Origin of the sequence: Anaerosporobacter mobilis DSM 15930, from assembly GCF_900142955.1 — a bacterium.
Classification (GTDB): Bacteria; Bacillota; Clostridia; order Lachnospirales; family Lachnospiraceae; genus Anaerosporobacter; species Anaerosporobacter mobilis.
Window position 1 is genome coordinate 186,200 of the sequence record NZ_FRCP01000013.1, and the last position, 13,917, is coordinate 200,116.

At 35.8% G+C, this 13,917-nt stretch carries 14 protein-coding genes; 2 read left to right on the forward strand and 12 right to left on the reverse strand.

All coding sequences use genetic code 11. The annotated features are described in order from the left end of the window. Positions 1-8: 8 nt before the first annotated feature. From BUB90_RS13390 to BUB90_RS13405, 4 genes are all read right to left on the reverse strand, one after another. Positions 9-1,400: a sensor histidine kinase gene (locus BUB90_RS13390; RefSeq protein ID WP_170865494.1), complete on the reverse strand. Its 1,392-nt coding sequence runs from the start codon at positions 1,398-1,400 to the stop codon at positions 9-11. Positions 1,401-1,422: 22 nt separating this feature from the next. Next, positions 1,423-2,112 (reverse strand): response regulator transcription factor, encoded by a 690-nt coding sequence (locus BUB90_RS13395; RefSeq protein ID WP_073288571.1) that lies wholly within the window; start codon positions 2,110-2,112, stop codon positions 1,423-1,425. A gap of 10 nt (positions 2,113-2,122) precedes the next feature. After that, entirely contained in the window at positions 2,123-2,797 is a 675-nt protein-coding gene (locus tag BUB90_RS13400) for a helix-hairpin-helix domain-containing protein (RefSeq protein WP_073288573.1), read from the reverse strand. Positions 2,798-3,078: 281 nt separating this feature from the next. Continuing rightward, on the reverse strand, positions 3,079-3,513 hold the full coding sequence (locus BUB90_RS13405) for a DMT family transporter (RefSeq protein WP_073288660.1): 435 nt from the start codon (positions 3,511-3,513) through the stop codon (positions 3,079-3,081). Between the two features lie 152 nt (positions 3,514-3,665). Here BUB90_RS13405 and BUB90_RS13410 point away from each other — a divergent pair, with 152 nt between their 5' ends. Then, entirely contained in the window at positions 3,666-4,046 is a 381-nt protein-coding gene (locus tag BUB90_RS13410) for a pyridoxamine 5'-phosphate oxidase family protein (protein WP_073288574.1), read from the forward strand. 246 nt (positions 4,047-4,292) lie between these two features. Here BUB90_RS13410 and BUB90_RS13415 read toward each other — a convergent pair whose 3' ends face one another. The 4 genes from BUB90_RS13415 to BUB90_RS13430 form a co-directional block, all read right to left on the reverse strand. Further along, positions 4,293-5,468, reverse strand: coding sequence for an aspartate aminotransferase family protein (locus BUB90_RS13415; protein WP_073288577.1), 1,176 nt, complete (start codon positions 5,466-5,468; stop codon positions 4,293-4,295). Further along, positions 5,461-6,342 carry an acetylglutamate kinase gene (gene argB / locus BUB90_RS13420; protein ID WP_084139261.1) on the reverse strand — a complete coding sequence of 294 codons (882 nt, stop codon included), beginning with the start codon at positions 6,340-6,342 and terminating at the stop codon, positions 5,461-5,463. Before argB ends, BUB90_RS13415 begins: the two co-directional genes overlap by 8 nt. A gap of 38 nt (positions 6,343-6,380) precedes the next feature. After that, positions 6,381-7,604: a bifunctional glutamate N-acetyltransferase/amino-acid acetyltransferase ArgJ gene (gene argJ, locus BUB90_RS13425; protein WP_073288582.1), complete on the reverse strand. Its 1,224-nt coding sequence runs from the start codon at positions 7,602-7,604 to the stop codon at positions 6,381-6,383. A 113-nt stretch (positions 7,605-7,717) separates the two neighbouring features. Further along, positions 7,718-8,155 (reverse strand): GNAT family N-acetyltransferase, encoded by a 438-nt coding sequence (locus BUB90_RS13430; RefSeq protein WP_073288585.1) that lies wholly within the window; start codon positions 8,153-8,155, stop codon positions 7,718-7,720. Positions 8,156-8,542: 387 nt separating this feature from the next. On the opposite strand from BUB90_RS13430, the gene BUB90_RS13435 reads away from it, so the two are divergent. Beyond that, complete coding sequence (locus tag BUB90_RS13435; RefSeq protein ID WP_073288587.1) at positions 8,543-9,766, forward strand: argininosuccinate synthase; 1,224 nt, start codon at positions 8,543-8,545, stop codon at positions 9,764-9,766. 140 nt (positions 9,767-9,906) lie between these two features. Here the strand turns inward: BUB90_RS13435 and BUB90_RS13440 are convergent, their stop codons facing one another. The 4 genes from BUB90_RS13440 to BUB90_RS13455 form a co-directional block, all read right to left on the reverse strand. Continuing rightward, on the reverse strand, positions 9,907-10,674 hold the full coding sequence (locus BUB90_RS13440; RefSeq protein WP_073288589.1) for an ABC transporter permease: 768 nt from the start codon (positions 10,672-10,674) through the stop codon (positions 9,907-9,909). Next, positions 10,664-11,533 carry an ATP-binding cassette domain-containing protein gene (locus BUB90_RS13445; RefSeq protein ID WP_073288662.1) on the reverse strand — a complete coding sequence of 290 codons (870 nt, stop codon included), beginning with the start codon at positions 11,531-11,533 and terminating at the stop codon, positions 10,664-10,666. The genes BUB90_RS13440 and BUB90_RS13445 overlap by 11 nt, the downstream gene beginning before the upstream one ends. A 74-nt stretch (positions 11,534-11,607) precedes the next feature. Continuing rightward, complete coding sequence (locus tag BUB90_RS13450) at positions 11,608-13,185, reverse strand: sensor histidine kinase (protein ID WP_073288591.1); 1,578 nt, start codon at positions 13,183-13,185, stop codon at positions 11,608-11,610. Then, positions 13,182-13,856: a response regulator transcription factor gene (locus tag BUB90_RS13455; RefSeq protein ID WP_073288593.1), complete on the reverse strand. Its 675-nt coding sequence runs from the start codon at positions 13,854-13,856 to the stop codon at positions 13,182-13,184. The genes BUB90_RS13450 and BUB90_RS13455 overlap by 4 nt, the downstream gene beginning before the upstream one ends. Positions 13,857-13,917: the final 61 nt, after the last annotated feature.

The following is a 13,917-nucleotide window of genomic DNA, read 5'->3' on the forward strand; positions in this document are numbered from 1 at the left end:
CCTCCCCCTTACGCTATATAACTAAGAGGTATACGAACGGTAAATGTTGTACCCTCATTTACTTTACTATAAACTTTGATTGCTCCTCTATGCATAAGAATCGCATTTCTTGTGATAGACAAGCCTAAACCAGTACCACCTGTTTCTCTTGATCTGGCCTTATCTACACGGTAGAATCGTTCGAATATAAAATCTTGTGCATCTTCCGGTATCCCAACACCAGAGTCAGATACCTTGATATAGAAGAATTTATGATCCGCATTCAACGATACTCTAACCCAACCTTCATCAACATTATATTTAATTGCATTTTCAATAAGATTTGAGATTGCTAAGGATAATTTCACTTCATCAACCTCTGCAATAACAGGACGGTAACTCTCTAATACAACTTCAATGTTCCTCTTTGCTGCAATCGGGCGTAATCGTTTCATCAATTGTTCTAATAATTCATTAATATTTATACTTGCTATATTCATCTCACTGGCAGTTTTATCAAGCTTAACCAGTGACAATAAATCATTAATAATCTTATTCTCTCTCTCGATTTCGTCTGTAATATCCACCATGAATTCACGATACATCTCAATTGGTGCATCTTCTTGCATAACAAGAGAATCCGCCAATACCTTGATTGATGTAATTGGTGTCTTTAATTCATGGGATACATTAGATACGAATTCTTGTCTAGATTTTTCTAACTTCTGCATCCTTACAATCATATGATTAAATGATTCCGATATGTTTTTCATCTCGGTAAAACCAGACACTGTTAATTTTTCGTCTAGATACCCTTCCGTCAGACGATCAATGGAACTTGTGAATTTTTTAAATGGTTTCGTTACATAGAAGGAGTACAAGATAGCTAACATAATTACAGCAATTACAATTGCGATACATAGAACCCATGCTTTACTTTCAACAATCTGCTTAATACTTATAATGCTCTTCGTTGAGAAGCTCATAACGATAACACCGATTACTTCTTTTGTCTCTAAATGGGCTATCGGTAGGGTAATCTCTACAAACTGTTGGTCCGAATCAATATACGTGCTATTCGTTCCACGAAAACATTTAATTACTTCCTCTGATACAATTGTCTTGCCTTCTTCAAGACCATACGTATCCTTGACTATATGCAAACCACTATCTACGACAACTATACGACCATCATAGATCTCTGCCAATTGATCAATCTCTGTATTAACTTCCTTCGAATTAGGACTACTAAAATATCCTGTTGATACAAGTAGGTTAGCAATCATATTACCATGGTACTTAAGCTCTGAAATTCTCTGGTTATGCGCTTGCTCATTGTAAGTTGAGATAATAACCATAGCAAAGATTATCATTGGTATACTACCGACAAGGATAAGCACAGCTAGTAGCTGTGCTTTCATACTTCCTAGAAATTTGTTCGATTTAACCTTGGAAAAAATAGCCAACACCCCATTTTGTATGTATATATTTAGGTTCACTTGGATTATCTTCTATTTTTTCACGAAGTCTACGAATGTGAACATCTACCGTTCTCGCGTCGCCTGGATAATCATATCCCCATACCGTATTAAGAAGGTTCTCACGGCTATATACTTTATTTGGATTAAAGATAAGAAGTTCTAATAGATCAAACTCTTTTGCTGTAAGATTTACTTCCTTACCTCGAATATAAACACGTCTGCTTTCACAGTCAATCTTGAGTTCACCAAAAGTTGCAATCTTTTCTGTTTCATGACTTGCTTCTTTCTTTGAACTTCTTCTCATAATTGCTTTAATTCTAGCTTTAACTTCTAATATATTAAAAGGTTTTGTTATATAATCATCTGCTCCATACTCAAGCCCAAGAATTTTATCCATATCATCGCCTTTTGCTGTTAGCATAATAATAGGCATGTCAGAAAACTCACGAATTTGCTGACACACTTCAAAACCTGTTAGCTTTGGTAACATCACATCTAATAGAATGACATCATATTCTTTGTGCTTTGCCATCGTAAGTCCTTCTTCTCCATCATAAGCACAATCCACGTCCATTCCATCTTGCTCTAAACTAAATCGTATACCTTTCACGATTAATTTTTCATCATCTACTACCAACACTTTCTTGCTCACACCATTCACCTCAATCTGTTGTTATTAAATCGCAGATTTTACTAAAGACTCCATCTTTGATTCCCGAAATATTCTTAATTTCTTCTATAGTCGCAAACCTTCCATGTTCTTCTCTGTAACTAATGATCATGTCAGCTTTCGCCTCTCCTATACCAGGTAGAGTCATTAATTCTTCCTTTGTTGCCTGATTAATATTAACCAGTCCTTTATTCTCTAAGTGACTATCGCTACTAGTCTCTTGTTGTATTACTTTTGGTGATTCTTTTGCTTCCTCTTGACTAGGCACATACACTTGTTGTTCATCTTCTACTTTCTGTGCCTGGTTAATGAAATCTCCTGCTGCCTCTTTTGCAAATCCCCCAGCTGCATCGATTGCATCGCCAACTCTTGCTCCCTTGGCAAGTGTATAGACACCAGGTTTTTTAACTTGTCCACATACATGAACCGCAATACGTTCTTCTTCCACAGAAGTTTTAACTTCCTCTGGATTCCCTACGTCCAAAGAAGTCTTCTGCATACTGTCTGTTCCTTCGATGTCACTTGTTTTTACTACGCTCTCTTCACTGTCATCTGATAATGATATACCAGTAGATTTGCTATTATAACTTAGTAAATAGCAAACCAAGCAAACTAATCCAATAAGACCAATCGCAATACATACTTTTACGATTTTCTTATTGTTCATATCGTTTCCTTTCTTATGACTTACGATCTTACACTTCGTAAAATCCCTAGACGTTCTAGAACTTCGTTCTATCGCTAACCTATCAGGTGTAGACTCGAGAAATCACTTCGTAATTTTCCTCGTTAACTTACGAAAAACAGCTTCACTGCTTCTCATAAGTTATATTTTAACTAATAAAAACAGGTATTACAATAGGCATTTCAACTAATTTCGTTTTTTAATTCTTAAGTTTTTTTTACTTTTTCTAAATAATTGATTTTGCTGCGATTTTCTATATATGTTTATTCCCATTTGAAAGTAATAATACCGGCAATACATAATGCTATACCAATTAATTTACGAAATTGAAAAGGCACTTTCTCGACCTCAAATAACCCCATTAATTCTATGATATAGGACATGATTAATTGGGCCACTACTATAAGCATTGCTGCTTTTGCAGGTCCTAAACTTCCGACACTCTTTATAACAGTAAATGTAATGAACGCACCTATTGCACCACCTAATAGCATATACTTGTGATCAATATGGAATAATGCTTGGAAATTACTCTCTCTACCTGTAACAAACCAAGCAATTAAACAGACAATTAATGCTGTGAACTGAACAAAACTACTTGAAACCCAAATACTTGTTTCTTTCGTTACTCCTGTATTGAAGATTCCTTGAACACTCATTAATATACCAGATATAATCGCTATTAAAAAACCCCACATAACCTCAATCCTTTCAACAATTAATATTGGAAATCTACCATCACTTTTCTTTATTCTTTCCATACTATAACAAAATATGCATCTTTCTTATGGAACCCTTGAAGAAAATATCCATACACTAATCTATAATAGTTATAAGGAGCCGGTGATTTATGGGACAAAATTGTGAAAGAACCTTAACACCTGATGAGATTATCTGGGTGCTTGATCGTACAAACATATGTCGCCTTGGTGTTGCCGAAGATAATCAACCATTTGTATTACCAATGTTTTATACCTACTGCGCAAATCCCGATCAAATTACCTTTCGATTACTCAGTAGAACCAATGGGCTTAAGATGCGTTGCATATCGGTAAACGGACTGGTATGTATCGAAGTGGATATTCCGGTTAATGGTGGTTTTGCTAGCGTTATTGGCTTCGGTAATGCGATTATCAGATGTATTGGTGTTGATGATTGTTACAATAGACGTGATGAAATTGAGGTGTGCGTATTCGATATTACGGGTCGTTTTTATCCATCTTGCTTGTAGATATGCATTATAATCTATGTGCAAGATGAGACTGACTCCCCCTATGAATCTTCCAAAATCTAAACTACCAAAAGACAATCGTAAAAGGAGTCGTAGGAAATAGGGTAACCCATCTCCACTTCCTTCCAATTAAGATTGTCTTTTGATTATGTACATATGCTCCTAGAGGAGCAATCTGTTTAAACCGTATTAATTAATAACTGGTTAGAGCGTCACACTCTAACCAAAACTGGAGTTGTAACTAATCTATAAACATTTCTTAAGAATTGTAATCATAGTATCAACATCATCTTTGGTAATCACTAGTGGTGGAACAAAACGTAGGATGTTGGAACCTGCAGATATAATAATTAAACCATTTTCCATTGCTTTCCCTATTATATCTTTTGCCGGTATTGATAACTCAAGACCTTGCATCAACCCTTTACCACGTCTTTCGATTACAAAATCATAGTCTTTCACTAGCTCATCTAATTTTTCTTCTAGATATGCCGAAACCTCTTTCACATGATCAATAAGTTGGTAGCTTTCGAACATATCAAAAACTTTACTTACTGCAGCTGTTACTAACGGGTTGAATCCATAAGTTGTTCCATGATCTCCAAGTTCAAATGCATTCGCGACACGCTCCGTCGCAGCAAATGCTCCAACCGGTACACCACAACCTAATGCTTTCGCAGACGTCATGATATCTGGTTTCACACCATAATCTTGATATGCAAACATAGATCCTGTTCTTCCCATTCCACATTGAATCTCATCAAAAATTAATACAATATCATTCTCATCACATAAAGCACGTAATCCTTGTAAGAATTCCTTCTTTGCTGGGTACAAACCGCCTTCCCCTTGAATAGGCTCTACAACGATTGCACAGGTTTTTTCAGAAATCTTCTCTTTCACGCTATCTAAATCATTGAAATCTGCAAACACAACTCCATTAATTAATGGACGAAATGCTTCCTGGTATTTCGGTTGACCAGTTATAGCAAGTGCCCCAGTACTTCTCCCATGGAAAGAGTGATTCATAGAGATAATCTCACTATCATTCGTCTTTGTCTTATTATAAGCGTACTTTCTGGCTAATTTGATTGCCCCTTCAATTGCCTCTGTCCCACTGTTTGTGAAGAACACTCTGTCCATGCCAGACGCCTTATTGAATTTTTCTGCTGCATCAGCCGCTGGTACATTATAGTATAGGTTAGATGTATGAATAATCTTGTCGATCTGCTCTTTCAGTGCATCGTTATATTCTTTGTTGTTATAACCAAAAGCGAATACCGCGATACCCGCTGCAAAATCTAGATACTTCTTTCCTTCGTTATCGAATAGATAAACTCCATCACCTTTTTCAATAGCAATGGGATAACGGTTATATACTGGCATAAAATTCTGATCACTTACTTTCATACATTTATTCATTCTCTAACCACCCTTCATTATCAATAATTGCTGTTCCAATACCACGATTTGTAAAGAATTCTAATAGCAAGCAATGTTCTCTTCTTCCATCAAGGATATGTACCCTTGCAACACCATTCCTCACTGCATCTATACAGTTCTTTAATTTCGGAAGCATTCCTCCGCCGATGAAACCATCGTTAATTAATTCATCTGCATGATTAAGTGTAAGTACTGAGATTAGAGTATCCTTATCATCTGGATTCGTATATACACCTTCGATATCAGTAAGGAAGGCTAATTTCTCTGCACCAATTGCCTGCGCTACTGCACATGCAGCATCATCCGCATTAATGTTATAGGTTTGAAAGTTATCATCAATACCAATTGGAGCAATTACAGGAATGAAATCATTCTCTATCAATGTATCGATTAATCCTGTATTTACTTCTTTGATATCTCCAACAAATCCGATATCATTACCATTTGGCATTTTCTTATTAACCTTAATGGTTGCACCATCTTTACCACACATGCCAACCGCTTTCACACCGATTTGTTCTACCATCTGTACAAGATGTTTGTTGACTTTGTTTAGTACCATCTCGGCGATTTCCATTGTCTCTTCATCGGTTACACGTAGACCTTCTACGAATGTTGTTTCTTTACCAACTTTATTAAGCCATTTACTAATCTCTTTTCCACCACCATGTACAATGATAGGTTTCATTCCAATTAACTTAAGAAGTGCTACATCTTTAATAACGTTAGCTTGTAGATTCTCATCTAACATTGCACTTCCTCCATACTTTACTACTACTTTCTTATTATTAAACTTCTGTATGTACGGTAGAGCCTCAATTAAAGTCTGAGCCTTTATCATTACTTGTTCCATTGTATCCATCTCAATTCCCCCATTCGCATTAGTCTATCTTATGAACGATAATCCGCGTTTATCTTTATATAATCATAGGTTAAATCACAACCCCATGCAGTCGCCATAGCTTCACCCATCTTCATATCAATGATTGCACAAACTTCTTTACCGGATAGAATCTTCGTAGCATATTCTTCGCTATAATCTGCCTCTATGCCGTCTTCAACTAATTTTAATTTACCATCAACACTTTCAATGTATAAATCAACCTTCTCTGGGTCAAAATCTACACCCGCATAACCAAGTGCGCATAAGATACGACCCCAGTTTGCATCATTACCATATACAGCTGTCTTAACTAAACTTGACGTAGCTACAGATTTACTTAAGGTAATCGCTTCTGTTTTAGATACCGCATTGACTACTTTAACTTCTAATAATTTGGTAGCACCTTCACCGTCACCAGCCATTTGTTTTGCTAATGCTGTATTCACAACGTTCAATGCCTCTACAAATCTATAATAATTATCATCTTTGGTAGTGATTACTGTGTTCCCAGCCAGTCCGTTTGCTAATAAGAAACAACTATCATTCGTAGAAGTATCTCCATCAATAGAAATCATATTATATGTACTTTGCACATCCTCATAAAGTGCTTCTTGTAATAATTCTTTGCTAATTGCGACATCCGAAGTTAGGAACGCAAGCATGGTTCCCATGTTAGGATGAATCATTCCAGAACCTTTTGACATACCTCCAACCGTTACCGTCTTACCATCAATTTCAAATTGAATGGCTAATTCTTTCTTACATGTATCTGTAGTCATAATCGCTTCTGCTGCCAAAGTTCCAGCTTCAATTGTAGTTGCTAGCGTGCTTACTAGTTGATTAATTCCATTAAAAACAGGTTCCATATTCAGTTGTTTTCCAATTACACCAGTAGAAGCTGTTAAAACCATATCCGCAGTTAGTTTTAATTTCTCTGCTACAGCTTCGGCCATTGCTTTATTATTCTCCATACCCATCGCTCCCGTACATGCATTGGCAATTCCACTATTTACAATGATTGCTTGAACACCTTTAGAATTCTTCACAACCTCTTGATCCCAACGAACCGGTGCTGCTTTTACTATGTTTCTTGTAAATGTTCCAGCAACGGTGCAAGGTACTTCACTATAGATAAGTGCCATATCTTTGCGGTCTTGATATTTAATTCCTGCAGCTACACTTGCTGCCTGATACCCTTTTGCTGCTGTAACTCCACCATTAATAATCTTCATACTTTTTACCCTGCCACTTACTATTGTGGCTTCCCTTTCTTTTATTTACTGGTTAGAGTGTCAAAAGCCTCTCGTAAAACTTGCCTTCATCAATTTGCACATATAAAACTTATTTAGATAACTGTTATCTGATCTTCTCTAATCGTATAATCGTAATTATTAAGATCACTTCTAAATTTCCACCCTAGTTCATTCCAGAAGGTATTCCCTACCTCATTCTGTGTGAACGCAACCAAATTAACTTTATTAATTCCCTCTTCTTTCAAAGCATTCACTGCTGCCCCAACCATCTCATGTCCAATTCCACGATTCCTATGACCGTTATGTACACATACATGATAGAAACACCCTTGTCGTCCATCGTGACCACATAGAATTGCACCTATAATCTCATGCTCTTCTTCATATACTACACTGGTGTTTGGATTTCTTTCTAGGAATCTTTTAATACCTTCACGAGAATCATCTAAGCTACGAATAGCAAATCCTTCAATTGTCGTCCATAACTTATAGACGTTATCATAATCATCAATTGTCATTTTTCTAATCATTCCATTCTCCAATCAGCTGAGCAGTACTAAGTTTTTATAATTATACATCTCTATTGAATTTTATGCAAGTATGTATTTCTTATTTTTTTCCATTTAAGAATTCGGTACTGTAATAATATGAAACCACATTATATATAGAAAACGCTATACTTCTGTGATTAGTTCCTACCTATAGTTCCTAATTCAATTCCAGATTTCTTAAATATTTTTATATTTTACGCTTGCATAATATTAACAAGTGTTGTATATTTATAATATGTTCAAGAAACGTATCTGTTCCGTTATTTAACTCTTTCGAGTTTTTGAATTGTTACGTTATAAGAAATGTATTTTTAAAAAATAGAGACGCGTATACATAAAGCCGCACATATTTAGGAGGTATATTAAATGAAAGAAAAAGTTATCTTAGCTTATTCAGGTGGTTTAGACACTACAGCAATTATCCCATGGTTACAAGAAAATTACGATTATGATGTTGTTTGTTGTTGCATCGATGTTGGTCAAGGTAATGAACTTGACGGATTGGAAGAAAGAGCAAAAGCTTCTGGTGCTGTTAAATTATACATAGAAAATGTAATCGACGAATTCTGTGATGAATACATGATGCCTTGTGTAAAGGCGAATGCCATCTATGAAAACAAGTATTTACTTGGTACTTCAATGGCTCGTCCAGTTATCGCTAAGAGATTAGTTGAAATTGCTAGAAAAGAAGGTGCTACTGCTATCTGTCATGGTGCTACTGGTAAAGGTAATGACCAAGTGCGTTTTGAACTTGGAATTAAAGCTCTTGCTCCAGACTTAAAGATTATCGCTCCTTGGAGATGTACAGATACTTGGAATATGCAATCCCGTGAAGATGAAATTGCTTACTGTAAAGCACATGGTATTGACTTACCTTTCTCAGCAAGCAACAGCTACAGCCGTGATAGAAACTTATGGCACATTAGCCATGAAGGTCTTGAACTCGAAGACCCAGCACAGGCTCCTAACTACGATCACTTATTAGTTCTTGGTGTTTCTCCAGAGAAAGCTCCAGATGAAGGTGAAATTGTTACAATGACATTCGAAAAGGGTGTTCCTACTTTACTTAATGGAGAAAAATTAAAAGTATCTGAAATCCTTACTAAGTTAAATGAACTTGGTGGAAAACATGGTGTTGGTATTATCGATATCGTTGAAAACCGTGTTGTTGGTATGAAGTCACGTGGTGTTTATGAAACTCCAGGTGGAACAATCCTTATGGAAGCTCATCAACAATTAGAAGAGTTAATTCTTGACCGTGATACCTACACTGCTAAGAAAGATATGGGTAACAAGTTCGCTGATATCGTATATGAAGGAAAATGGTTTACTCCTCTTCGTGAAGCAGTTCAGGCTTTCATCGAGACGACTCAACAATATGTAACGGGTGAAGTGAAATTCAAACTATACAAAGGTAACATCATTAAGATGGGAACAACTTCTCCATATTCGCTATACAATGAAAGTATCGCTTCTTTCACAACTGGTGATTTATACGACCACCATGATGCAGAAGGCTTCATCAACTTATTCGGTCTTTCATTAAAGGTTCGTGCTATGATGATGGCAGAAGCTGAAAAGAATAAATAAATTAATTTGGATAAAGAAATATATAAAGAAAAGGAGCTTACAAAGCTCCTTTCTTTATATTCTTCAATACATCTACATTTGCTCATTATCAAGTTATCAATATTTATGATTCTATTACTCACTCTCCAACAATGCTTAAACTAACTAGTTCTTCTATTCTTCCTTAAAGCTAGAAACAACACAAGACCCGATACCGCAGCTAAGAAAATCATGGACTGTATAAACGGAACAAAATTATAACTTCCACCTTGCCAGAATCCTGCAAAATCTTCACTAATATAACTCATTGGGAATAGATATGCGATAAAACGAAGTACTTTTGGTAATTGACTTGGCATCACTCCAAACATTCCACAAAGTATCATGATTCCAAAGTAAAACGCCATTGTAATCGCATAGGTTGGACCAAACTTCTTAAAATACAAGGCAATCCCATGTGCTAACAAGAATAAGATACATACTAGCAGATACAGGCTAACAATCAAGATTAACGCTGATTTCACTGCTGGAACTGGAATATCAAGTACAGCATAATCCACTACAGTAAAGAGTATTAATGAGATTGTCATTACAGCCAAATAACATACCATCTTCACAAGAAGTAACGTCTTATCGCTATATCCAAACATCTTCATCCGAAACGGAATGTTCTTCTCTAACTCTTGTGAATAAGTCGCCGCATAACCAATTAATACAGTCGCCATTGGAATAATTAGACTCATCGTAATAAATACACCTGTCTTAGTTTCTGCTAACATACTCTCCGGTACTCCTTGTAGGAAGACCTTTACTGTAAGAATTGACATAATGATTGGGAATAAGATACCGAATACAAGAATAAATACATTCCCCAAGGTATTACGTAACTCATATATAAACAACTTCTGATTCCATCTCTTAGTAGGCATGTTTTCCACCTCCCTGCAATGCATTAATGGACATAATTTCAATGTCACGATTACTTCTCTTGAAATTAATATCATGTTCAATAAGGTTTTGCATTATTGCAATCTCAGCCTTCTCATTCTGACACACAAGTGCAATAAGATGTTCTGGTGCTGCAATCGTATCATACCCTTTGGTTATCTCTTGATTACCTGGTGTATTATCAAGAATAATGATTGCATGCTGACAGTATTTACGGAACAATTCTTCTTTCGTTCCAAAATCAATAACTTTACCTTCATCTAATATGAGTATCTTATTCACAAAATGATCTAATTCCTCATAATAATGCGATACCATACAGATGGTTGCACCTTTATCCTGATACCATTCTTGTAACTTATGAATCAATTGCTGCCTTGTTTCAAAATCAAGTCCGGAGGTAACTTCATCAAAGAATGTTAATTTAGCATCTTGTAGTAACACTAATATAATAGTCATTCTCTGCTTCTGTCCACCAGACAGTGCACTAAACTTTTTATTCAAACAACCGCCCATATCAAAGAACTGAATCAAATCTTGTAGCTTCTTCTCTTTCTTAATACTTTTATTCAGTACTCCTTCAATAATATATCGAATTGGCATACTATCTACATAATTATTCTCTTGAAGATGAACTGCCATCTCGTCTTGTCTAAGACTTGTTGTAATACTTCCCTTGTACGGAGTAACCCCTAATATTGATTTAACAAGTGTTGTCTTCCCAGCTCCATTAGAACCGATAATTCCGATTCGATCTCCCTCGTCGAATGTAAGTGAATCCGTTATCGATAACGCTACTTTATCACCATATGCTACACGCAAATTATTAATCGTAACCATTTTAATCACCACGCCCCTTCCATATATAGTATAGCATCTCCATATGAATTTCATATGAAGACGCTATGTAGATGTTATATGAATTTAAGTGTGGCCTCTACTCCGCCAGCCACATTATTAACTTTCACCTGGTATCCAAATAGCTTACAATAGTAGTGAACAACATAGAGACCAAGTCCATGTCCTTTTTCTTTTGTTTCACTTGATACAAAAGGTTCGAAGATATTAGGAAGTAATTCTAGAGGAATTCCTTCGTTCTTGTTATGAATATATAACGTATTATTTTCTAAGGTTATACAAATCTTAGTATTACAATCTGCATATTTAACCGCATTGGATACGAGATTATCGATGATCTTATAGAGAATCTCCCCATCCGCTTTTACACAAACTGGCATAATCTTTTGTTCTATCCTTAGATTCTTTTCTTCCAATTGAATGAGATAGCTAGCCTGACATGCTACAAGAATCTCCTCCACTTTGATAAGCTCTACCTTCATGTTACCTTCACAGTGACTTAAGTACAAAATATCTTCAACCATCCTCTGCATAGATTTCAACTGCTCTTTTACCTTTGGCAGATATGTTTCGCTATTGCTATATTTCCCAACCTTTTGAATCATTCCATCGACAAGTAACAATGCCGCTGCAATTGGTGTTTTTAACTGATGTGAAGATGCACGTAAGAATACTTCTTGCCTCTCATTCTGTTCTTGTAACAAGAGATTGGACTTCTCAAGCTCTTGGTAGTTTTGATTTAACTGTTCATATAAAGCATTCAAACTCTGACTTAATAATGCAATCTCGTCTTCTCCTGCTGCAATTTCTTTTTCCTTTTCTAGGTTTCCTGTCTTCTTAACATAATCTGCATGATAAGCAAGTTTTTGTATTGGATTAATAATTCTCCTAGCAAAACCCTGAGTAGCAAGTAGAATCACTAGAATAGTTACAACAATAATCATGGGTAAACTCTGTAATACCACAGGCCGAATCTCTGACATTCTTGGTGTCATAACCGGAAGTAATGTGATTAATGTCCTTCCGTTTTTGATACTACAAGCTACATAGGAAGTATAGTAATTGGAACCATCTGTTCCATCCCACTGGCACACGACTAAGTCCTCCCCTACTAACGTGTACTTTTCAGAAACTTGTGTAAATTCATTCGTATCGATTACTTGCAATCCCTCAATATGTATTGGTAATTCCTTGTTCTCTGTACAAGCTTTCTTTATTAACTGCACTATGTACTCAAAGTTGAAATCAAACTTCTGCTTCGCAATCTCATCTACATCAAAATCTCCTTCATTTGCTGCTAATAGTTTCTCACGGGTATCATGAAACAGCTCAAGTAATTGACTATCATCTATCACCACTTCCATAGATAGGTATGTATTATATACGAAGATTGAATCTCCTTCTTCTGGTATAGAGAAGGAAAACGTTCCTGTAGGATTACTTGTTTTTATAGAATCATAATTCTGGTCCCTTATAAAATGTTTCTGTACACGAACTATTTCATCGAAATAATTCTTCTTCATACGATCTACATAAAGAGAGGGTAACATGAATATAAAATATCCGATAATTAGAGAAATCAACAATGTAACAAGAGTGATACTATATAGGAATGTTTTTTTCGATAGATTCAATTATTTCCCTCCCCCTTATTGAATTGATACCCTACTCCAATAATTGTTTTGATATAATTATCTGGGAGCTTTTTTCTAAGATTCTTTACATGTGCATCAATAATTCGGTCATTTACAAACGTATCTTCATGAAAGATTCGTTCAATCAACTGTTCTCGGTTGAAAACTCGACTTGGTTCACCCGCGAGTGTCTTCAGTAATAGAAACTCACTTACCGTAAGATATAAGGATTCATTCTTATAGAATGCTTGATAAGCATCTGCATCAATTAATAATTCATTATTACTTGTGGATTTACGACTCGTTTGACCAATACGATGTAGAACAGTTTCAATTCTTTTAATTAATAGAATCGGTGAGAATGGTTTTACTATATAGTCATCTGCGAAGAGGTTGAATGCTTTCACCTGTGTTTGTTCATCCTCTAATGCAGTCAGCATAATGACAGCCATATCCGGATGTTTTTCACGTATATATGCTAATACCTCCATACCATTAATTGTTGGAACCATGATATCTAACACCGCTACCTGAAACACTTCTTCGTCAATCACATGTATAGCCTCTTTCCCATCGCTTACAGCAAAAACTTCATATCCAGCAATCTTAAAATACTCTGTTGTTACTTCCCTAATCGTAGGTTCATCTTCTAAAAACAATATACGTGCCATTCCCTCTTCCCTTCCTACTTTTACCACTCATTTTGCCAAGATTGTAGCATATTTTTTAAAT